The sequence below is a fragment of the Mesorhizobium sp. M0938 genome, assembly GCF_040319125.1.
In the GTDB taxonomy this organism is placed as follows: domain Bacteria; phylum Pseudomonadota; class Alphaproteobacteria; order Rhizobiales; family Rhizobiaceae; genus Mesorhizobium; species Mesorhizobium robiniae.
The window spans coordinates 1-22,793 of sequence record NZ_JAMYNS010000032.1; the positions used below are offsets into that span (position 1 = coordinate 1).

8 protein-coding genes and 10 pseudogenes are annotated in these 22,793 nt (G+C 60.3%); 11 read left to right on the forward strand and 7 right to left on the reverse strand.

Going from position 1 to position 22,793, the window contains the following annotated elements; translation table 11 throughout:
* Positions 1–87: 87 nt before the first annotated feature.
* A pseudogene (locus NKH73_RS31205) lies at positions 88–474 on the forward strand (IS66 family transposase zinc-finger binding domain-containing protein); the annotation flags it as partial.
* A gap of 232 nt (positions 475–706) precedes the next feature.
* On the opposite strand, the pseudogene NKH73_RS31210 reads toward NKH73_RS31205, so the two are convergent.
* Positions 707–1,794, reverse strand: a pseudogene (locus NKH73_RS31210) (IS256 family transposase).
* Between the two features lie 698 nt (positions 1,795–2,492).
* Positions 2,493–8,084 (reverse strand): Ulp1 family isopeptidase, encoded by a 5,592-nt coding sequence (locus tag NKH73_RS31215; protein ID WP_352939067.1) that lies wholly within the window; start codon positions 8,082–8,084, stop codon positions 2,493–2,495.
* A gap of 357 nt (positions 8,085–8,441) precedes the next feature.
* On the opposite strand from NKH73_RS31215, the pseudogene NKH73_RS31220 reads away from it, so the two are divergent.
* A pseudogene (locus NKH73_RS31220) lies at positions 8,442–9,166 on the forward strand (TnsB C-terminal domain-containing protein); the annotation flags it as partial.
* Here NKH73_RS31220 and NKH73_RS31225 read toward each other — a convergent pair.
* Positions 9,165–9,470 (reverse strand): annotated as a pseudogene (locus NKH73_RS31225) (IS6 family transposase); the annotation flags it as partial. The pseudogenes NKH73_RS31220 and NKH73_RS31225 sit on opposite strands and share 2 nt — an antisense overlap.
* A gap of 296 nt (positions 9,471–9,766) precedes the next feature.
* Between NKH73_RS31225 and NKH73_RS31230 the strand changes: the two are divergent.
* A complete protein-coding gene (locus NKH73_RS31230; protein ID WP_352939102.1) occupies positions 9,767–10,144 on the forward strand; it encodes a flagellar export protein FliJ in 378 nt (125 codons plus the stop codon).
* A 442-nt stretch (positions 10,145–10,586) separates the two neighbouring features.
* Positions 10,587–11,317, forward strand: a pseudogene (locus NKH73_RS31235) (IS6 family transposase).
* 88 nt (positions 11,318–11,405) lie between these two features.
* On the opposite strand, the gene NKH73_RS31240 reads toward NKH73_RS31235, so the two are convergent.
* A complete protein-coding gene (locus NKH73_RS31240) occupies positions 11,406–13,325 on the reverse strand; it encodes a potassium transporter Kup (RefSeq protein WP_352939070.1) in 1,920 nt (639 codons plus the stop codon).
* Between the two features lie 83 nt (positions 13,326–13,408).
* A pseudogene (locus NKH73_RS31245) lies at positions 13,409–13,544 on the reverse strand (IS6 family transposase); the annotation flags it as partial.
* A 290-nt stretch (positions 13,545–13,834) separates the two neighbouring features.
* Here NKH73_RS31245 and NKH73_RS31250 point away from each other — a divergent pair.
* The 3 pseudogenes from NKH73_RS31250 to NKH73_RS31260 all read left to right on the forward strand — a co-directional run.
* A pseudogene (locus NKH73_RS31250) lies at positions 13,835–14,031 on the forward strand (transposase); the annotation flags it as partial.
* A 1-nt stretch (position 14,032) separates the two neighbouring features.
* A pseudogene (locus tag NKH73_RS31255) lies at positions 14,033–14,191 on the forward strand (transposase); the annotation flags it as partial.
* Positions 14,189–14,480 (forward strand): annotated as a pseudogene (locus tag NKH73_RS31260) (transposase); the annotation flags it as partial. The pseudogenes NKH73_RS31255 and NKH73_RS31260, both read left to right, overlap by 3 nt.
* Positions 14,481–14,487: 7 nt before the next feature.
* On the opposite strand, the gene NKH73_RS32675 reads toward NKH73_RS31260, so the two are convergent.
* A complete protein-coding gene (locus NKH73_RS32675; protein WP_502894154.1) occupies positions 14,488–14,940 on the reverse strand; it encodes an IS30 family transposase in 453 nt (150 codons plus the stop codon).
* Positions 14,941–15,919: 979 nt separating this feature from the next.
* Between NKH73_RS32675 and NKH73_RS31270 the strand changes: the two are divergent.
* The 3 genes and pseudogenes from NKH73_RS31270 to virD4 all read left to right on the forward strand — a co-directional run.
* Positions 15,920–16,215, forward strand: a pseudogene (locus NKH73_RS31270) (integrase core domain-containing protein); the annotation flags it as partial.
* Between the two features lie 301 nt (positions 16,216–16,516).
* On the forward strand, positions 16,517–17,287 hold the full coding sequence (locus tag NKH73_RS31275) for a hypothetical protein (RefSeq protein WP_352594796.1): 771 nt from the start codon (positions 16,517–16,519) through the stop codon (positions 17,285–17,287).
* 247 nt (positions 17,288–17,534) lie between these two features.
* Complete coding sequence (virD4, locus tag NKH73_RS31280) at positions 17,535–19,280, forward strand: type IV secretion system ATPase VirD4 (RefSeq protein ID WP_352939073.1); 1,746 nt, start codon at positions 17,535–17,537, stop codon at positions 19,278–19,280.
* Between the two features lie 687 nt (positions 19,281–19,967).
* Here the strand turns inward: virD4 and virG are convergent.
* The gene (gene virG / locus NKH73_RS31285) at positions 19,968–20,693 is read right to left on the reverse strand and encodes a two-component system response regulator VirG (RefSeq protein ID WP_352939076.1); all 726 of its coding nucleotides are present in this window, start codon (positions 20,691–20,693) and stop codon (positions 19,968–19,970) included.
* Positions 20,694–21,982: 1,289 nt separating this feature from the next.
* Between virG and NKH73_RS31290 the strand changes: the two genes are divergently transcribed.
* The gene (locus tag NKH73_RS31290) at positions 21,983–22,768 is read left to right on the forward strand and encodes a type IV secretion system lytic transglycosylase VirB1 (RefSeq protein ID WP_352939079.1); all 786 of its coding nucleotides are present in this window, start codon (positions 21,983–21,985) and stop codon (positions 22,766–22,768) included.
* Positions 22,769–22,793 lie beyond the last annotated feature (25 nt).

The window sequence follows — 22,793 nt, forward strand, 5'->3', positions numbered from 1 at the left end:
GACCGCTTTACCGCGAAATCAGTGAAGGCCCCTTGACAACGAAATCCCCATACAAGGTGTCCACCAAAATAGGTGGACACCTTGTTCGAGCGCGTCGAGTATGACCTTCCCGACGATCAGAAGGCTTGTCCTTGCTGCCGTCACCAGATGCATCGCATGGGCGAGGCCGTTACCGAGCAACTTCATATCGAGGTGAAGGCGAAGGTCCTGCAGAATGTGCGGTTCAAATATGCTTGCGGTCATTGCGACCGTACCGGCATCAACACGCCGGTCGTGACCGCGCCGATGCCCGCGCAACCCTTGCCGGGCAGCATCGCCACGGCTTGGACACTGGCCTTCGCGCTCGTTCACAAATACGTCGATGGCACACCGCTCTACCGCCTGGCGCAGGCCTTCGAGTGCGCGGGCATTCCTGTCAGCCTTGGCGCTCTGGGTCACTGGGTGATCGGCTCGAGCGAAAAGCATCTCGCCCGGCCGGCGGCTTAGTCCAACACGTTTTTAGCTCACCGTCGCGATCCACCCCAGCGCACTCTCGCCACCCGCCTTGCAGCGCGATGCCAAGCTAAAAACGCTCTGCATTATGCGTCGGGCGAGATTACGTGGCGGAGCCGCCCTGACCCCTTTCGGGCCAGCCAAAGATCGTGTCCCGCGGCGTGGTGTAGCTGGCGGCATTAGTCGCCGTGCTCTCCGGCATGGGCCGGGCTGATCAGCGCGCCACGGCTGGCAGGCTGATCAGGGGATCATCGCTCATCTGGTTGATCGTTTCCAGAGTCATATATCTGGCCCGCTGCACTGCCCATTCATCGTTCTGTTCGAGCAGGATTGCGCCGACGAGGCGCACGATCGCATCGTCGTTCGGGAAGATCCGACGACCTCGGTGCGCCGCTTGATCTCGCCGTTGAGACGTTCGATCGGATTCGTCGAGTGGAGCTTGGTGCGATGTTCCTTGGGGAAGGTCATGTAGGCCAGCACGTCGGGCTCGGCGTCGTCCATGATTCGCCAGCTTCGGCACCTTCGGCCGGATCTGGTCGGCGACGGCGCGCCATTGTACGGACGCGGCCTCGGGCGTTTCCTGGGCGAAAGCGGTGGCGATGAAGGCTGAGACGACCCTGCGGCCGCTCTTGCCGGCATGGGCCAGCACGTTCCTCATGAAGTGGACGCGGCACCTCTGCCATGTCGCGCACAGCACCTTGGTGACGGCCGCCTTGAGGCCTTCGTGAGCATCGGAGACGACGAGCTTGACGCCGCGCAGGCCGCGACGTGTCAGCTTGCGCAGGAACTCTGTCCAGATCGGCTCGGCCTCCGAGGTGCCAATCTCCATGCCCAGTACCTCGCGCCGGCCGTCCGCGTTGGCGCCGACGGCGATGATAACGGCGACCGAGACGATCCGCCCACCGCGGCGGACCTTCAGGTAAGTGGCGTCGATCCACAGGTATGGCCAATCGCCCTCATCGGCCGCTCGAGGAAGGCCTTCACCTTCCCGTCGATCTCCTCGCACAGCCGCGAGACCTGGCTCTTGGATATGCCACTCATACCCATGGCCTTGACCAGGTCGTCAACCGACCGGGTCGAGATGCCTTGCACATAAGCTTCCTGGATGACGGCGGTTAGCGCCTTCTCGGCCATGCGGCGCGGTTCGAGGAAACCTGGGAAGTAGCTTCCCTTCCTGAGCTTCGGGATGCGCAGCTCGACCGTGCCGGCCCGCGTCTCCCAGTCCCGGTCGCGGTAGCCATTGCGCTGGGCGAGCCGCAGCGGGTTCTTCTCGCCATAGCTGGCGCCGGTGGCCGCGCCCACCCACCCAGCTCGTCAAGCAGCGAAGGCCGATCAACGAGGTCGCCGATCTCCTGGGACACCGCAGCATCAACACAACGGCGCTGTACCTAGTCTAAAGGTCGCGACCTCGCAACTTGCCGAGGTCGCACTCCCCTTTCCAGGAGGCGTGGCATGACCGCCTTTGCCCGATTCCTCCGCGAGAAGCCGAGTGTTACATCGAGCGCGCTCAGTTCGATGGGCCCGCCACTCGAACATTGGCGCTGGTTTCGCGCTGTCGTCCAGCGGCGCCGCGAACAGCCGCGTCACTCGTCATGGCGTGCTCCGCCGGTTTTACGAGTATCTCGCCGTCTACGACGCGCGAACCGAAGTCTTGGAGCGCAGGGCTATCCGGCCCATCGGATCGATGATTTGCTGCCGTGGAATTGGATATCCGCAAAACTGCGGACCCAACCAGCGGCGGCCTGATCATGCAGCGCAATAAGGTGCATCACGTCTACACCGGCGAACGTGTCGCCAGGGACCTCGGCGTCAGCGAAGCGCTCATCCAGGACCTTACCCTCGGTCTCGAGCCAGAGGACGGCGTCATCTGGGTGTACGGTGCCAACGATGACGACGGGATCTTGGCTTCACCGATGAAGGCATCGAAAAACTCTTCCTCGAAGAATATCAACGCGTCTCCCCATCGAAAGCTTGACCCCAGCACTCCGGTGCTCAGGTCCTCATGGCCACCAGATACGCACGTCTGCGGTCTTCACCGGATGCGTACCATCTACCGCGGGGGACGTCCCCTCAGCCCTCGCAGGCGCTGGCATGGCTTGCTCGAGCGCTCGTGGAAAGAGCTCTGGCGAGGCGGAATTCCCCGCCCGCAAGCTGGGCGGAGCGAGTTCCGGTGGCATCAGTGGCACCTCTTCGCTTGGCCCGCTGTGCTGCGCAGCGGCGTCCCCAATGGCACGAGCCTCCATGCCGACTGCGTCTTCCGGACGAGCAGCAAGGGCAATTTCGCGCCCGAGTGCGGCGTACGGCGGGAACTTCCGGAGATGAGCTAGTGCACTGATCCACCGGTTACCACTGGAGTCCAAATAGCGCCTGGCATCTTCATCCAGCGACCCCTCGTAAAGCCGAGCCGCAATCCCCGGCCTGTTGTTTTCATGCAGGTATCCACTGAAACGTAAAAGAGTAGATCCATAGACCTGAATGGTTTGGCGATTCGGCCCGGTCGCAGGCGCTCCCTTGTACTCTTTGATGAGAGCCGCTTTGTACTCTTTGATGAGCACGGCGTCGGCAGGGTCGGGATTCAGGACAGCGCGGCCCACCATTGGCACTCCGCCCGCCGACTCTCTGAGACGACGCAGTGCCACAGCCACAGTCGAGGAGCCACCACTGCTCTCGTACTCCTTGAGATCTTCATCCAGCGACTCCTCGTGAAGCCGAGCAGCAAATCCCGGCTTGTTATTTTTAAAGAGCCAACGACCAAAGCCGTAAAGAGAATTTACATGGCGCTTGACCGTGTACTCCCCGACCTTACCGGCATAGAGTGCTGACCGCAGCCCTTCGACAACGGTCGCATCGTTGGAATAAAGAGGACGCTTGTCGCGACCGGAGACCACTATTGGAGGATCTGGCTGCACCGCCGCCGGCACAGAACGAGCATGGTCACGCAACTCGGATGGTGCGGGGGGATTCAGATCAACCACTGACGAATCCGGCGCATGATGATGGCGCGCCGTTGAGTGACCCGGCTGCAGCACCGAGGCACCCAGCATCGACCCACTGCCTCCGGCGTACGGCGCCGCGGCGTGTTCTTGTCCGCTCCCTTGCATCATGGGCTGCGCTTCCCATGGCAATGCACCCACTTGATGGGTGGGGGCCTGCATCAGCACGCGAGCGCCTGAATTGCCGATCTCGCTCAGCTGCGGCTCAGTGGCAACGTCCTGCAGACGACTGTTCGGGGTCCTTTGCCTCTTCGCTGGTCTCAACTCCGCTGTATCATGCTCACGGTTGATGAGGACCTCCTCGCTTGGTAGCTGGTTGCTCCTGTCCTGTGCAGCGATCCGCTCGTCCGGCGCGCGCTGGTCGCCGTCGCGCCAGCTCAGGGGACGAAAGGACCCTGCGGGATCCGAGGCTTGGTGATGGGGCCCAGTTGGCACGAAAGACGATGCCAGAACAGCGTCGTCTTCATTAGCTTTCCCAGGGGGGAGATACTCTGGCCAACTGTATTCCTCCTGCGGCCCGCTGTGCTGCGCAGCGGCGTCCCCCTTGCTCTCAAGACTTTGAAATTTAAATGGGTCCCCGGGAGCAACGTCTGGCGCTGACTGGCCGAGCCGCTTGATCTGCTGGTGAAACGTCCCAACGGGGCTTTCCTTAACCGCGTCTCGGGCCTGTCGGTCCATGAGTTCAAAGTTTGTGAGATTATTTGCCGTTCCGAATGTATCGTCACCCCTGAGGCGGGTTTGTAGTGCCTGCCGATTGACGACGAGGTTGTTGAGGTTCAGGTCATCTGGCTGCGATTGCAATCGCCCAACCAGCGCCCGCGTGCCGTCCACCACGTAGATTCCGCAATCCACCCCGTTGCTCTGCTGGGCGATGCGGGGTACGCCCACGCGGGTCTCCAGGCTGGCGCCCAGATTTTCTGCGAGCTCTTTTGCAAGCGTGTCATTGCATCCGCTGACGGAGTCATAATGATAGGCAACCGGCCGTTCCCGGTCGCTGCGATCAACGAACAGCAGCGACCAATGTTTGCCGCGCTCCGCAAGAGTCTTACCGCCATCGCTCACTGGCACGAACAGGAAGTCGGCTGTGTCGTTACCGTTCTGATTATGGACGATGCGCTGGAATGCGCTTAGCTTGTCGCTCTCGGAGCCCAAGCGCAGATGATAATTGGCTACGAGGGGATCCACGAACCGCGTCCGGGCGGCGAGTTCTGGATTGTTCCCCTGCAACTCCTGCTCCAGGAGCTGGTAATCCCTGTGGATATGTTCGTCGCCTAGCCATTCCAATGCGCCGAGCACCCGCCCGTCTTTAGCTTTCCCAGGGGGCTTCTCTGGCCGACCCAATGCCTCCTGCGGCCCGCTGCGCTGCGCAGCGGCGTCCCCAATGGCACGAGCCTCCATGCCGACTGCGTCTTCCGGACGAGCAGCAAGGGCAATTTCGCGCCCGGGTGCGAACTTCCGGAGATGAGCTAGTGCACTGATCCTCCGGTTACCACCGGAGTTCACATAGCGCTTGGCATCTTCATCCAGCGACCCCTCGTGAAGCCGATCCGCAAATCCCGGCCTGTTATTATCAAAGAGCCAACGACCAAAGCCGAGAAGAGAATTTACATGGCGCTTGACCGTGCTCTCCAATGCTGACCTCAGCCCTTCGACAATGGTCGCATCGTTGGAATAGAGAGGACCCTTGTCGCGACCGGAGACCCCTATTGGAGGATCTGGCTGCACCGCCGGCGGCACAGAACGAGCATGGTCACGCAACTCGGACGGTGCGGGGGGATTCAGATCAACCACTGACGAATCCGGCGCATCATGATGGCGCGCCGTTGAGTGACCCGGCTGCAGCACCGAGGCACCCAGCATCGACCCACTGCCTCCGGCGTAGGGCGCCGCGGCGTGTTCTTGTCCGCTCCCTTGCACCATGAGTTGCGCCTCCCATGGCGATGTATCCACTTGAGGGCCGGGATCATGCACTGGTTCGTCCATTTGCTTTTGCAACCGAGCCCACCTTTCGGCCACCGCGGCCTCGCCAACCGCGGAGGGCGTCTCCTCAGCCCTGGCGAACGCTGGCCCGGCAGGCGCCGCCGGCACAGAACGAGCATGGTCACGCAACTCGAACGGTGCGGGGGGATTCAGATCAACCACTGACGAATCCGGCGCATGATGATGGCGCGCCGTTGAGTGACCCGGCTGCAGCACCGAGGCACCCAGCATCGACCCACTGCCTCCGGTATGCGGTGCCAGGTGCTCGCCACTGCCTCCGGCGTACGGCGCCGCGGCGTGTTCTTGTCCGCTCCCTTGCATCATGGGCTGCGCCTCCCATGGCAATGCACCCACTTGATGGGTGGGGGCCTGCATCAGCACGCGAGCGCCTGAATTGCCGGTCTCGCTCAGCTGCGGCTCAGTGGCAACGTCCTGCAGACGACTGTTCAGGGTCCTTTGCCTCTTCGCTGGTCTCAACTCCGCTGTATCATGCTCACGGTTGATGAGGACCTCCTCGCTTGGTAGCTGGTTGCTCCTGTCCTGTGCAGCGATCCGCTCGTCCAGCGCGCGCTGGTCGCCGTCGCGCCAGCTCAGGGGACGAAAGGACCCTGCGGGATCCGAGGCTTGGTGATGGTGCCCAGGCACGAAAGACGATGCCACAACAGCGTCGTCTTCATTAGCTTCCCCAAGGGGGAGATTCTCCGGCCAACTGAATGTCTCCTGCGGCCCGCTGCGCTGCGCAGCGGCGTCCCCCGTCCCAACGGGGCTTTCCTTAACCGCGTCTCGGGCGTGTCGGTCCATGAGTTCAAAGTTCGTGAGATAATTTGCCGTTCCAGATGTATCGTCACCCATGAGTCGGGCTTGTAGTGCCTGTCGATTGACGACGAGGTTGTTGAGGTTCAGGTCATCTGGCTGCCATCTTTGCAATCGCCCAACCAGCGCACGCGTGCCGTCCACCACGTAGACTCCGCAATCCCACCTGTTGCTCTGCTGGGCCATGCGGGGTGAGTCCAGGCGGGCGCCCAGCCTTTTTGCGAACTCTTTTGCAAGCTCTTTATTGTATTCCCCGGCGGAGTCATAATGATGGGCAACCGGCCGTGCCCGGTCGCGGCGATCAACGAATAGCAGCGACCAATGGGTGCCGCGCTCCTCACGAGTCGTACCGGCATCGCTCACTGGCACGAACAGGAAGTCGGCTGTGTCGTTACCGTTCTGATTATGGACGATGCGCTGGAATGCGCTTAGCCTGTCGCTCTCGGAGCCGAAGCGCAGATGAGAATGGGCTACGAGGGGATCCACGAACCGCGTCCGGGCGGCGAGTTCTGGATTGTTCCCCTGCAACTCCTGCTCCAGGAGCTGGTAATCCCTCTGGATATGTTGGTCGCCTAGCAATTGCAATGCGCCGAGCACCCGCCCGTCTTCATTAGCTTTCCCAGGGAGCTTCTCTGGCCGACCCAATGCCTTGTGCGGCCCGCTATGCTGCGCAGCGGCGTCCCCAATGGCACGAGCCTCCATGCCGACTGCGTCTTCCGGACGAGCAGCAAGGGCAATTTCGCGCCTGAGTTCGGACTTCCGGAGATGAGCTAGTGCACTGATCCCACCGGAGTTCATATAGCGCTTGGCATCTTCATCCAGCGACCCCTCGTGAAGCCGAGCCGCAATCCCCGGCTTGTTGTTTTCAACCAGGTATTGACTAAAACGTCTAAGAGCAGATCCATAGGTCTGAATGGTAGCGGGATTCGGCTCGGTCGCAGACGCTGCCTTGTACTCTTTGATGAGAGCCGCTGTGTATTTTCTGATGAGCGCGGCGTCGGCAGGGTCGGGAGTCAGGACAGCGCGGCCCAGCACTGGCGCTCCGCCCGCCCACGTCTTGAGACGACCCACTGCTCTAGCCACGTCCGAGGGGCCACGCCTGCTCTCGTACTCCGAGGGGCCGACCCTGCTCTCGTACTCCTTGAGATCCTGATCCAGCGCGTCAAGCCGAGCAGCAAATCCCGGCCTGTTATTATCAAAGAGCCAACGACCGAAGCCGAGAAGAGAATTTACATGGCGCTTGACCGAGCGCTCCCCGACCTTACCGGCATAGAGTGCTGACCTCAGCCCTTCGACAACAGTCGCATCGTTGGAATAAAGAGGACGCTTGTCGTGACCGGAGACCACTATTGAAGGATCTGGCTGCACCGCCGCCGGCACAGAACGAGCATGGTCACGCAACTCGACCGGTGCGGGATTCAGATCAACCACTGACGAATCCGGTGCATGATGATGGCGCGCCGTTGAGTGACCCGGCTGCAGCACCGAGGCACCTAGCATCGACCCACTGCCTCCGGCGTACGGCGCCGCGGCGTGTTCTTGTCCGCTCCCTTGCATCATGGGCTGCGCTTCCCATGGGGCCGCGGCTTCGATGAGGCTCAGGTCTCCCTGAGACGGATGAGGATGGAACGGGTCTGGCAGAGCCGGAACGCCGGGGGCCGGAATTTGGGCAGCGGCTCGGCGCGCCTCGCCCAAGCGCTGCTCAAAGCCCGCTTGCCCGGCCTGTGCCGCTTGCTCTTGAGATGCCGGGGGCTGCACCTGCCGCCAAGCTGTTACATTGGATGGGTCAAATTTGTGCCGGTTCACGCTAGCCTCACGTCCACAGATCAGCTGAGCAACCTACTCGGGCATACTTACGAGAAGCTGACGAGGTCCGCGGTCCCGAAGCGGGTAGGCCTAATTTTCTGCGCGCCGATTGCGCTGGCGCGACGTAGCCCGGCCTTTTGCCAGCTCGGCAGCTACGGCTCGCAAAGAGCGTCGTAAGGCTTGCGGAGCCGCCCCTCAGCTCCCGTCGAGGAGCAATCCACAATTCACATATTGGAGATGGCTCGCTGGTTTACCGGTGTCGCTTTTACTTCCCGATTTCAAACAGGGAAAAGAGGTGTTGTTTAGGTTTTAGCGCTACGACAGCCCCGATTTTCCGCTAACGATTTCATTGGTCATTTGCCGAACCGATTACACAACCGAAAAGCAACTCCTTCCCCATCTCTCTCCGATGAAGCATGGTCCGCGGCACGTCGTGTAGCCCGCGAGCTGGATAAGATCCTCGATGGTGCGGGGCCCCGTCAGGCGCCGATCGAGCGGGCCGCCGCGGAGCTGCGCCCGCCAGATCTACAATCTGCTGGCGCGCTACCGCATCGACCGGACCGTGACGTCGCTGCTGCGCGACGGGGAGGGGACTCGGAAAAAGCGCCTTGACCAGGATATCGAGGAGATCATCGTGAAGACGCAGTGGCTCGTGCTGGAGGCTCCGCCGCTCGCTCCCGTCGTGGCCGAGGTCCGGGCTCGCTGCGAGGAGGCCGGCCTGGCCACTCCATCCTATCTCACCGTCGCGCGTCGCATACCCTCGCTGTTCAGCCCCGAGTAGATCGCGAGGAAAAGATCAGCGAACCCGAAGCATCCTTCAACGGCTCAAGGCGCGGCCGGGTTACATCCATGCCACGCACCCGCTGGATGTCTGCCAGATCGATCACACACCCACCGACATCAACTTCGTTGAGGTCGTCGACGGTGGTGGAACCTTCATCGGCCGCGCATATCTTACGATCGTTAGCGACCTGGCCACGCGCTGCATTCTCGGCTTCTGCCTCACCCTTGAGAAGCCATCGGCGCTGTCGGTCGCGCTCTGCCTCGCGCAGGCCATGTGTCCAAAGGAGGCATGGTTGGCCACGCATCCTGGTCGACGGCGCGCCACAACCAAAGCTTTTTGCCGGGCGATGGTGACGACCACTTCGTTCAGGTACCAGACATCATTCCGGCACGGCGGCTTGCGGCGCAAGCAGCGAGCGCAGTCCGGCCCGAACTTGATGCCCCAACGGCGACTTGTCTCATACGAAACCACGATGCCGCGTTCCAGCAGCATTTCCTCAACCAGGCGCAGGCTCAGCGGAAACCGGAAATAAAGCCAGACCGCGTGGGCGATAATAGGCGGCGGAAATCGGGGGGCGTGTAGCTGACGGCGGGCGTATTCATGCCCCCCGGCGTCCATGTCGCAAATCTTGACGATTGCTTTGTGTGTCAAGCCGCCGCAGGTCCCAACGCGTTCATATGCAGACATTGTGAAAATCGCCCTATTCCGCCTTTTTTTTACCGCCCCTTAAGTCCCCCGCTCGCATGCTTGTCGATGCCATTGAACTCATAGCCATCGGGCAAGGATTTTGGAAAATATGTTTCCGCTCGCAGCAGAAAACGTGAGAGTCGCTGTAGGCCTAACGTTAAGGGGAGAGAGCGGTTTGAATTGGACGAAATGTGTACCGGAGTACCGAGTCATGAAGCCCCGAGGTAGTCTGGTCCGACTGAAGCAATTTCAGGTGAATGAGAAGCGGCGACAGTTGCACCAGCTAGACATAATGATTGCCGATTTCGAACGCATGGCGCGAGAACTGGACTTCCAGATAAACGCCGAGGAAACGAAGGCCGGCATCTCCGATGTCAATCATTTCGCTTATCCGACGTTCGCCAAGGCCGCTCGCCTACGTCGTGACAACGTCAAGAATTCGCAATCGGACCTTCTGCGGCAGAGAACCGCAGCCGAGCCATGCCTCGCCGAGGCTGAAGCAGAGCTCTCCAAGGCGCAAATGCTAGAATCGCGCAGCGGCAGAGGCCACGACCTCGAACCCGGCAACCGAAGCGCCATGATCGGCTGAGCCGGACGGCTTCAGCGCGCCTCAATTCGCGACACCGACTGGCCGTTGGCGCGCGAGAGGCGTGCGGGCAGTGTAAAGATATCAGCGGTTAATGCAGCGATAGCTGGCCGGGACGGCTGTCATGCTGCGGCGACATACGCGATTTTGTTCCAGATTTGCATAGCGGCGTTACGCAGGTATTGGGAGAAAGTGGAACTGGTTGGCAATCGGATCATCGGTGGAGACGAACCGCTGCCGGCGGATCGGCGCCTGGCGGCAAGCCTGGCGCTTTCGGCGGCGGTAACGGCAAAGCAGGCTGGCCGCGTCGAGGATGAAGCGCCTGCGCGATGCCGTTCTGCTCACGGCCGGGAGACGGGGTCGGCCCCGCCGGCCGGATGCTGCTCGCTTGGCGCGGCACCGTAAAGTCAACCGACAGCTTATGAAGATGTGCGTACATTGGGCCATGTCAGAAGTTGCTCGTGGTCCGCTCTATGGTCGCCACGGCTTTCCCCCGAGATCATTGCGCACGCGGTATGGCTCTACTTTCGCTTTCCGCTCAGCCTGCGCATGGTTGAGGGCATGCTGGCGGCCCGCGGCATCATCGTCACGCATCAGACCGTTCGAAGCTGCGCGGAGAAATTCGGACGGAATTTCGCCCGAGAGATCAAGCGACGGTCAGCCGGCTGCATGGGCGACAAATGGCATCTCGACGAATGTGTGGCTATCAGTGGCAAGAAGCAGTGGCTCTGGCGTGCCGTCGATCAGGACGGCTTCGTCCTCGAAGTGCTGGTACAAAGCCGCCGAAATGCCAAGGCGGCAAAGCGTCTGATGCACAGGTTGAAGGCTCAAGGGCAGAAACCACGGATCATGATCACCGACAAGCTCCGATCCTATGATGCCGCCATGCGCGACCTCATGCCCGGCGTCGAACACCGGTCGCACACAGGCCTGAATAATCGAGCGGAAAATTCGCACCAGCCCACCCGACGACGCGAAAGGATTATGAAACGCTTCAAGTCGGCACGCCAGCTTCAGCGGTTCGTTTCCATCCATGATCCGATTGCCGACCTGCTCCACTTTCCCTGCAATGCGCTGTCATCGGCTCAACATCGAGACCTGCGTAACGCCGCCATGCATTGTGTCGCTACAGCGTCACAGCCGTCCCGGCCAGCTATCGCTGCATCAAGCCGATGAAACTAACAGTGCCGGGCGCGCTGCTACCTGATTTTCCTTACCGCTCAATCAATCTGACAGCACCGATTCTTCTCAACCGCGGCATGCCCTAAATCGCCACCTGCGTGCCGATCTCGACCACACGTCCGGTCGGGATCTGGAAATACTCCGTCGCATCGGCCGCCGAGCGGGCGAGCCCGATGAACAGCTTGTCCTGCCACACCGGCATGCCCGAATTGGGCGAGGCTTTGAGCGAGCGCCTCGACAGGAAGAAGGATGTCGTCATGATGTCAAACTTCCAGCCTTGCTTGCGGCAGGTCGCCAGCGCGCCCGGAATGTTGGGCTGCTCCATATAGCCGAAGGTCAGCGTCACCCGCATGAACAACTCGTTGACTGTCTCCATCTTGACCCGTTCGCTGTCGGGCACCAGCGGCTGCGGTGCGGTGACCACCGACAGAATGACGTTCTGCTCGTGCAGCACCTTGTAGTGCTTCAGGCTGTGCATCAGCGCTGTCGGCGCGCTTTGCGGATCGCTGGTCAGGAACACGGCGGTGCCGGACACCAGCTGCGGCTTCTTCTTCAACAGATTGCCGGCGAGGAAATCGAGCGGGATTTCGTTGCGGCGGGTCTTGTCGAACAGATAGCGGCTGCCGCGTATCCAGGTCCACATCGCCAGAACGATGGTGAAGGCCACCGCAAGCGACGCCCAGCCACCCTCGAACACCTTGACGATGTTGGAGGCAAAGAAGCCGATGTCGATGAACGCGAACACCGCCGTCATCGCCACCGCCACCCACAGGCGCCATTTCCAAATGCGCGTCATGACGACGAACAGCAGCACCGTCGTCACCAGCATGTTGCCGGTCACCGAGATGCCATAGGCGGAGGCCAGCTTGCTCGATTCGCCGAAACCGACGACCAGCAACATCACCGCCAACGCCAGCAAAACATTGACGCGCGGCATGTAGATCTGGCCCGACTGCCGTTCCGACGTGTGCAGAATTTCGAGACGCGGCAGCATATTGAGCTGCACCGCCTGCCGGGTCAGCGAGAAGGCGCCGGAGATCACCGCCTGGCTGGCGATAACCGTCGCGGCGGTTGCCAGCACCACCATCGGGATCAGCGTCCAGCCTTCGTTCATCTCAAAGAAAGGATGGCCGACGACGCCGTTCTTGGCCAGCACGAAGGCACCCTGCCCGGCATAGTTCAGCAGCAGGCAGGGAAACACGATCCACAGCCAGGCGACCACGATGGGCTTGCATCCGAAATGGCCGAGATCGGCATAGAGCGCTTCTGCGCCGGTGACGGCAAGGAAGATGGCGCCGATGGTGACGAAAGCGACGTCGGGCGAATTGATCAGGAAGGCGACAATGTAATGCGGGCTGATCGCCCACAGGATTTCCGGGTCGGCGATGATCTGGTTGAGACCGGAAAGGCCGATCGCCAGGAACCACACCGCCGTCACGGGACCGAAGACTAATCCCACCCCACCCGTGCCAAAGCGCTGCACCGCGAACACCATGGCGAGGATGACCAGGGTCAGCGGCACCACATAAGGCTGGAAAGCAGGCGTGACGACGTTCATGCCTTCGACGGCCGAAAGCACCGAAATCGCGGGCGTGATGACCGCGTCGCCGAAAAACAGCGAGGCGCCGACGATGCCGATGCCCAGGATCACCGCCGACCGCTTGGGGAAACTGCCGCGCGCTAGCGCCATTAGCGACAGCACGCCGCCCTCGCCGCCGTTATCGGCGCGCAGCACGAACATGATGTACTTGATGGTGACGATAATAGTCAGCGACCAGATGATCAGCGACAGCACGCCGAGGATATCGCCGCGCTCGGCGACATTGCCGCCCGACGACGCCACCAGCGCCTCACGGAACGCGTAGATCGGGCTGGTGCCAATGTCGCCATAGACAACGCCGAGCGCGCCTAGCATCAGCACCTTGGGGCTTTGCTGTTCGATTGCCGGATGGCTCGACTGTTCGACGGGTTCTGCCTCGCTACCAGTATTGGTAAGGACCATGGACGACACTCCGATAAGGGGCGGCCCTCTACCTTTGCTGCACTGCAATATCAAGTGCCGCAACGTAATGGCTCCGTATGCGGACCGCATTTGTTGCCGCACCGGCGGATTGTCTCATACGAAACCACGATCCCGCTCCCGGGCCATTTCCTCGACGAGACACAGGCTCAAGGGGAACCTGATGGAGGGCCAGACCGGATCAGCGATGATCTGCGGCAGGAAACGATGGCGCTGCTTGTAGCTGACGGCATATCTTTCTACTGTGTGTGTCTGCCAGACGAGTGGGCGGGCACGGAAGTGGTCGCGCTCTACTGCCAGACATGCTCGTCGAACCTGATGAAAACCTGACTTGTACACCCAGCCCAAACAGGTGCGAGGGATCGGTCTATTACCAAAGGCTCTGAGGGCTGATGGTAGTGTGCTGAGAGTTCTGCAAATTCGCTGAGAGAGGGCGGTCATGGCAGGCTGGTGATGTTCAACGTCACCGATTCCCTGGAAGGAACGCCACCATGACCAAGACAGAAGGTAAATCGACCAGCGCTGCCCTCAAGACATTCTGCTTTCGAACCCGGAGGGGCTGCACGAAGTGATCCGTGCGGTAATGCAGGAGGTTCTCGAGGCCGAGATGGAGGAGGCGCTGGGTGCTTCGAAGGGCGAACGCACGCCTGAGCGCCTTGGGTATCGCTCGGGTTACTACGGCCGCACCGCACCTCAAGTCCACCAACATGCTTGAACGGCTCAACGAGGAAATCCGCCGGCGCACCTTTGTCGTGCGCATCTTCCCGAACGCCGAAAGCTGCCTGCGCCTGGTCAGGGCGCTGGCCGTCGAAACCAACGAAAACTGGATGGAGGCCAACCGCTATATTGAGGGCATCATCCGCGGCAAGCCGATCCGCACCACGGTGAGCGACAAGGCCGCACCTTGCCCTCTCGATCATATGCTGTGGGTCTCCGACTTCACCTACGTCGCGACCTGGACGGGCTCCGTCTATGTCGCCTTTGTCATCGACACCTATGCGCGAAGGATCGTCGGCTGGCGGGTGAGCCGGACGGCGCATGCCAGCTTCGTTCTGGACGCTCTGGAACAGGCTCTCCATGATCGGCGGCCCGCGCAGGGGGGGCAGGCTCATCCATCACAGCGATAGAGGCAGCCAAGGCGGATTCAACCGGTCGTCGCAACACCGGCATCATACTGTCCCCCAAGGAGCTGGTCGAGGACTTCGGCAGGTGTTTTACAGCCGAGCGTTTTGCGCGGTCTTGTGTTGATAGCATGGGCGACTGCGTCCAGTTCCCGGGCTGTGTGCCGACTGAGATCCGTGCCCTTTGGAAAGTACTGTCTCAGCAAGCCGTTGGTGTTCGTTGGAGCCTCGCTGCCACGGGCTTGGGGATCGCAGAAGTAAATCTCGAGCCCGGTGTCGATGCGCAGGTCGGCGTGCTGCGCCATTTCCGCTCCCTGGTCCCAAGTCAGCGACTGACGCAGTTGCTCGGGAAGTTTATCCATGGATCGGGCTATGGCTCTGCGGACTGCTTCAGCGCCGTGGCCGGCAAGTGGTGGACCGTTCTTGATGCGCAGGCGCTGCTGATAGCCATGCATGCGCGGCAGGTGAAGCAGCATTGTGAAGCGTGAACTTCGTTCCACGAACGTGCCGATCGCCGAGCTTCCGAAAGGATGAGGTCGCCTTCCCAATGTCCGGGGACAGCCCGATCGGCAATTTCGGCCGGACGGTCGCTTATGATAACGGCGTCTCCAATGAAGGACTTGTTGCGCACTCGGGCCCGTTCGCGCGGTACGCGCAACGCTCGGCCTGAACGCAGACATGCGGTCAGTTCTCGGCGCAATGCTCCGCGTCCTTGAATGTACAAGGACTGATAGATCGTCTCGTGGCTGATCCGCATGGTTTGATCCTCTGGATAATCGATCTGAAGACCGATTTAGCGATCTGCTCGGGGCTCCAGGGCTGCCGACCACCTCCGGCTCTGCCGGTGAACAGCCCTCCGCATTTTCCATACCCACCTTGGGGCCCTCGAATGAGGCGCCATGCGGGTTGGTGACTTTGCTGGCCATTCACGCAGAGCCGGATTGACCGCCAGCTTGCCAGGAGGCCGCCGGGACGCACGATCGGCGTGCCATCGGGCGGCACTGGCCCGGTAATCCAGATTGCCGCTGCGCGTCGCGGCATTGCGCCTGACCTCCCGCGAGATTGTGCTCGGCGGCCGACCTAGCTTAGCGCAATGGCCCGGATGCCGATTCCCCGGCAAGCTCAAGCGCAATATCCTCGCGCTCCCGAAAGAAGGATATCGCCCCGAAGGCGGCTTCGCCCACGCGCCAAATGCATTGGCGGCATCCCTCCTGCACTCCGAAACCAGCGCGGACCAAGAGGCGTTGATATACCGGCAGCCAGTGCGGCCTCCTCGTTCGAACGTCCCAAGGCAATAGCTTGCCAGAACCGGAAGCGATTCTCACGCTGTCAGGCAGGCGGACGCCCGGGCGAATCTAGCTTCTTTCGAGTGCACCGATCTGAAGCGCGTTGGTGAACCGTCATTGCAACCTCCAATCCCTTGGTGTTGCGACGACCGGTTGAATCCGCCCAATAGTCAGCATTCGATACACCGAGCGCTTGGCGGAGGCCGGCGTCGAACCCTCGGTGGGCAGTGTCGGTGCGACTCTTTCGATAATGCTCTCGCCGAAACGATGAACGGTCTTTACAAGGCCGAGGTGATCCATCGACGCGGACCCTGGCGCTCATTCGAGGCCGTCGAGTTCGCCACGCTCGAATGGGTCGACTGCTTCAACAATCGCCGGCTGCTGGAGCCCATCGGCAACATCCCGCCGGCCGAAGCCGAGGAACGCTACTACGCCATGTTGGATGAACCAGCCATAGCCGCGTGACTCAAACGAAACGGCCTCCGAAAAGCCCGGGGCGGTTCACATCGCATTTGATGCCAACTTCATCGTATTTTCTTCGTCTTAGACGGGCTCTTGGCAGACCCACAGAGCTGGGAACCCTTTGCCATACTACAACTGTAACATCATATCGGTTTAGCAGGTCAAGCTTCGGTGGTACCCTCATTGGGTAGAATAACTACTTTGGAGGCGAGCAATGGATCGCGATAGCAAACGGGCACGCGCAGCTGCAAGATCATCTCAAGGCGTGGGGAGCAGTAGCCTCCGTGACGTTCCAGAGGGGCCATTGAGCGATGTTGCAGAACGGCTGGTAACCGCTAACCCGCGCGATACAGCGCGAAATCTTGGGGGCTTCAAAGGCCTCGGGACGCACGAGCGAACAGCCGTTCGGGGCACTCAAGCCGGGCCAGAAACTGACCTCGCGAGATTTGAAAGGCGGGCCAATCAGCTTGGACGATCAGCCATCGATCTGGCCGAGAAATTAACAGCCGGATTGGGGTACACCCCGGATGACGTAGCGTTGCAGCAAGTCAGAGCGGTCAGTAATGTATGCCATTACCTAACGCCAGGGATGCAAGATGCTATTGTTAATCGCATTGGCAACATGGAGCCGTCGTCGCAAGCTCTCGGAGCTCTTTACGTTGCGCCACACTTCAGTAAGTTTAATGACGAAAATAAATCTCGCATTCTTGATCAGGCCATTGGATTGGCTTCTGATCCGGATGTCAATGTCAAGTTGACAGCATCCAATGCTATTCTCAACGCGTATCACCAGTTCGACGCAAATCAACAGGCCCAAGCTCACTCAGTTCCCGGCATGCAACACATCTTGCCGCACATGCCGCCGCCGCAGCATGCAGCAGAGGAACGGAGTGCGAATCTGGACGGCCACATAGCAGGTATTGAGGCTGCAGTCCGTGATACAGTAAGCCCGCAAACCTCCTATGAACAGCTGCAGCGGGGTGCTCAAGTCGGGCAGTCCATAAGCCACACCTACAATCACGCCCGAGAGGACCTAATGGAGGCCACCAGAAGCAGAGATCGCTCCGGCCGTTGAGGTCTCGGCCATGGTACAGTGACGCTTTCTCTCCCGAATTCCGTTTACGGCCTTGCCGTTTCCAATTCGCTGGCCGTTGAGGTGCCTGCTTAGTGTAACTTTCAAAAACCACGTCTGCCGGGTGATGCGCTGCAAGCATCGCACCACCCGCTGCGGCATCGATCTGTCGAGCGGCGACATCGCGCGACGCCGGTTCGGTCTCTGAAGCACGCGCAGCATTAGCTACGGCTAATCCGGCAATGGAACAATGCTTTCAACAAAAACGACGCCCCCCAACTTGGCCATTAGCATCGCGTGCTCACTCGCCGTGGGCTTCTGTGCGGCAAGTCTTTACGCAACCTTCCGCCACGGCGGTAGCGGCGAGGCTCTGATGGCGTTTGATGTCCGTGCCTTTTGGTTTGAGACGCCCTTCTATTTGGGTTTCGCAACCCCCGTTTTCTATCGGGGCGCGGCTATCGTGCTCTCGACGTCCGCGGTCGTCTTGCTGATTCAGCAGATCGTATTGCGCCGCAAGCTCGAACACCACGGGACGGCTCGTTGGGCTCGCGTGGATGAAATGCGACGCACGGGATATCTGCGACGATACCGCGGCGTGACAGGGCCGGTGTTTGGGAAGACAAGTGGCCCTTTCTGGCCTGGCTACTACCTGACCAATGGCGAGCAGCCTCACAGCCTCATCGTTGCACCGACCCGCGCTGGCAAGGGCGTCGGCATAGTCATTCCAACGCTACTTACATTCAAAGGCTCGGTGATAGCTCTGGACGTCAAGGGGGAGCTCTTTGAGCTCACCTCGAGGGCGCGCAAAGCCGCAGGTGACGACGTGTTTAAATTCGCGCCGCTGGATTCGGAGCGGCGCACAAACTGCTACAATCCGCTGTTGGATCTTATAGCGTTGCCTCCACAGCAGCAATTCACCGAAGCCCGCCGCTTGGCCGCAAACCTGATTACGGCCAAGGGGGAGGGCGCGGAAGGTTTCGTCAGCGGCGCGCGAGATATCTTTGTCGCGGGAATCCTTGCCTGCATCGAGCGGGGCACGCCAACAATCGGCGCCGTCTATGACCTCTTCGCCCAGCCGGGGGAGAAGTTTAAGCTCTTCGCGCGACTCGCCATGGAGACCCAGAACAAAGAGGCACAACGCATCTTCGACGACATGGCGGGGAACGATACGAAAATCCTAACCTCCTACACTTCCGTGCTCGGCGATGGCGGGCTCAACCTGTGGGCGGATCCCGCTGTAAAGGCGGCCACAAGTCGCTCGGACTTTTCGGTCTATGATCTTCGCCGTCGCAGAACGTGCATCTATCTTTGCGTTGGTCCGAACGACCTTGAGGTGATCGCGCCTTTGATACGTTTGTTTTTTCAGCAAATCGTTTCAATTCTGCAGCGGTCGCTGGCCCGTCGGGATGAAAAGCACGAGGTTCTCTTCCTGCTCGATGAGTTCAAGCACTTGGGTAAGCTGGAGGCGATCGAGACCGCAATCACGACTATCGCGGGCTACAAGGGGCGTTTCATGCTCATCATCCAAAGCCTTTCGGCACTGACGGGGGCTTATGGAGAGGCTGGCAAGCAGAATTTTCTCAGCAATACCGGACTGCAAGTGTTCATGGCCACGGCTGATGACGAGACTCCGAACTACATTTCCAAGGCCATCGGTGAATACACGTTTGAAGCCAAATCGATTTCCCACAGCCAGGCGCGAACGTTCGACTGGAACATTCAGAATTCGCATCAAGGTGCACCGCTATTGCGTCCCGAACAGGTTCGGCTGCTCGATGACGACTACGAGATTGTTCTTATCAAAGGTCTGCCACCATTAAAATTGAGGAAGGTGCGTTATTTCTCGGATCGCATTCTGAAACGCATCTTTGAAAGCCAGACAGGCGCCCTCCCGGAGCCGGCGCCCTTGACGGGAGCAGAGGAGGCGCTCTCCGGAGAATCTCAACTCGATGACCCGCTGTGTGAATTGGCGCAGGACTTTGACGATACAGTTTGATGTGAGGCTAGTGTGGACCCGCGAAAAAATCCATCCCGTGTAACAGCTTTGTCGCAGGTGCAGGACGCCGGCTTGGAAGAGGGGCAAGCGGGCCAAGCCCGGCGAGTGGGCTTTGAGCAGCACGTGTCCGAGGCGCTCCGGCCGCTGTTCGATGGTCGAGCTGACGAGCCGCCAACCAATCCAGAGGAGCTTCTGCGACTGGAACAGGGTTTCGCGAGGTGCTTCAGCGAGGGCAGGATCATCAAGCCGCCTCGTCTTTTTTCAGCAACCCAGGGATGCCCGCTGGACGGGATGACCTCAACAGAAGCGTGTCGGAGGCTTTCGCAAGCTCTCGGACGCCGGAGTTCGGGCCGCCGCCCCAGTCTTGGCTGCCAGCGAACAGCAGATCCGCCCCTCGCCGGATGCGCTTGACCAGGGCAACCACCTGCCACCCGAGTGAGTCGTCCCAACAATGAACATTCCACAGCGCTGTTATGGCCAGCGGAGACGCAGAGGGCCCTGAATACGCCGCAAGCCGTCGCCGTTCAGCAGCAGCTGAGCGAAATCGGCAATTCAGACGGCAGCGTGCCTATGCAGAGAGGCGCTGATGCGATCTCCGGACCGGTAGCTCTCGCCGTAATTGATCAGGCTGGTACTGTTGGAAGGCTTGATCAGCCTCGTCACCCCAATCTCCAGCATAGCTCACTGTCACGCGGCCAACGTGCCTCCGTAGCTAACATCTACGTCAGCGTTGAAGAAGTACCCTGCGCCACGGGATGTTTTGACCAGGCGAGGGTTGGCCGCATCAGCCTCCAGCTTTCGGCGCAAGCGCATGATTAGGACATCGATACTTCGATCGTACACCTCTTCTCCACGCACACGGCTCGCGAGCAAAAGCCGTTCTCTCGATAGCACGTTGCGGGGGTTCTCCAGAAATGCGATCAAGAGATTGAACTCACATGCGGTAAGCTTGACCTCGCCACGCTCCGCACAGATCAGTCGCCGCTGCTTCACGCTGAGCTTCCAGGCCCCAAAGCGAAATGAGCGCTGCTCTCTGGTTCGCGGACTAGAAATGCGCTGGCGTAGCGCTACTCGAATGCGGGCCAAGAATTCGCGCATCCCGAAAGGCTTGGGTATGAAATCGGTTGCGCCGAGCTCCAGTGCAACCACTTTTTCCGCCTCATCAAGCCGGTCGCCGCTGATCACTATGATAGGAACATCCGATTTTGTCGCCAGATTGCGGACGATCGCAAGTCCATCCTCCCGGCCTAGGTTAAGGTCAATAACCACGAGATCGACTGGCTCACGTGAAAGAACATAGTCAAACTGCTTGCTATCGTGGACTGCGGTTACCTTCAGGGCATGCATCGTGAGATACTCGGCGATGAGGCGCCGCATTGCGGCATCATCGTCAATGACAAGAACATGTTTCAACGGCACACCTTCAATCTTGAATCCCCTTGTCTAAACCTGTTGCCGAGCAACCCTGGGGCGCCGACCCAGAACAGCTGCACCTTGATCACCGTTGCGTGCGGCCAATGTGAGGCCGTGCTCGTCCTGGTCTTTTCATCCCCAGCGAATTGACCGCACCAAGGCAGCCCGTGGCCACCAGACAGGTTCAAGCGCCGACATGACCCTGCCGTGTGGTCCTTCGCTTTTTCGCTTCGAGCTCCCCCGTTGGTGCAGGCCTGCGAATATCACTCGAGTTCGACCTCATGGAGGCCAAGTTTCCTGCTATGCCCTTGCATCCTGGTCATCCTGGAGTTTGCGGACCTGGATCATCTCGATATCCTCCGGCTCGTGGATCCAGCTCGGACATGGTTGAGCAGCGCGGCGTTTGGCTTGATCGGAGAGGCGGTCGGCGGAAGAAGACCGTGATTCGCTGCAGCGGCCTTGTGCCAAATAGTATGGCTCCTGCCAAGCCGGCTTCGTCCAAGGTGGCCGGCGGCCTCAAATGCTGTTCGGGCGACCGGCAGGTCGCCGGTTGCGGTGAACGTCCGGGCTAACATTTCTCAGTTACTGCAACTCCTCCATCTTGAGCGTGTCACTATGCTTGTCCATTGCGCCGTCGGACTCCGTCAATGACGTGCGGTTTTCTGCCGATGGGACTGTGCATGATCCTCCCTTTGGCGGCGGCGGCGGCCGAACAGCTGAACCAGGCTCGCACCAGGATGGGCTGCGCCGCCACGTCTTCCCAGTTGACCCTCTCCCCTGCGGATTTGCGCCTTCGAGCCAGCTTCGCGGACGAGCTCGCGTCTCAAGCAATGATCTGAGTGTGCAGGGCCGCGCATGGCTGCTCTTTGAGGACCGGCAGCATACCGGCAAAGTTGGGCTGCTTTATCGCCTTCGTCGATTCCCCACGGTGATCCCGAGCCTGAACAAACCCGCCAAGCTCCCCATTTTGTCCTTGGCTTGGCGCTGACAGAAGTACCATCCATGGCGCCGAAGTCGCGGCCCACACTCCAGGAGCAACGGACGGCCGGGACGAGCAATCCTGCACAGGAGTCATTGAACCAAGATGCTCCGGATGTCGCTGGCTGATCGGGCCCGCGCCACCCACGCATGCGCAAGATGCTCACCCACGCTGAGACGAACACGGTCTTTGCTTCAGTTGAAACCGAAAAGCTGAACTTGAACATCACACAGTAACAAACCTCCCCGATAAGCGCGTGCCGGACAGGGCCAGAACCCGTCCGGCGGCTTGGAAAGGTAGGTGATAGGGAATGTTTATTGCAGCTTGGGCGCTGGCCATCGTCCTGTTGACATCCATGTCACTCCCAGCCGAGCCCGCGCCACTCTCTCCGCGTGAGTTCCGCAGCCTGTCGCGCAAATGCGCTCCCTGGGTTGCGCCGTCCACCCTGGCCGCGATTGCCAAGATTGAAAGTGGCTTTGACACGCTGGTGGCTCATGACAACACCACAGGTGAACAGCTTCGCTGGATAGACCACCTGGAAGCCACGCGGGGCATCAAGCAACGCCTCGAAGCACAACATTCTGTCGATGTTGGATTGATGCAGATAAACAGCAAGAACTTTGCCATGCTCAATCTTACGCCGGAAAGGGCTTTCGAGCCCTGCGCCTCGCTTTCGGCTGCCGCCCACTTGCTTGAAAGCCGGTATGCCGGCGGCACCACTGCTGTGGCACAGCAACTGGCGCTTCGCCGTGCCATCTCGGCCTATAACACGGGCGACGTCACGCGTGGCTTCGCCAACGGTTATGTACGCAAGGTCGAGTCGGCCGCAAAGGACATCTCAAGTCTCCTTGAGCGAACGCTGGAGCCGACTGCTCGAGATGTGCCGCACCTTGAGGCACCCGGTCGGAAAGCCGTGCCGCCTCTGCTCCAGCAGAGCCAACAGGCCAATAGAAAGAAGCAGCCCAACCAAGATTCTTGGGACATCTGGGGGTCGTATCAGCCAGACCGCTCCGGGGCCGATCCCTCCGGTCCGACAGGCAGCCAGGCTGCGAAAGCACGGGAACCCGCGAACCCGAACAAACTCGTATTCGATTGAAACATGGAGATGCAATGATGACGCC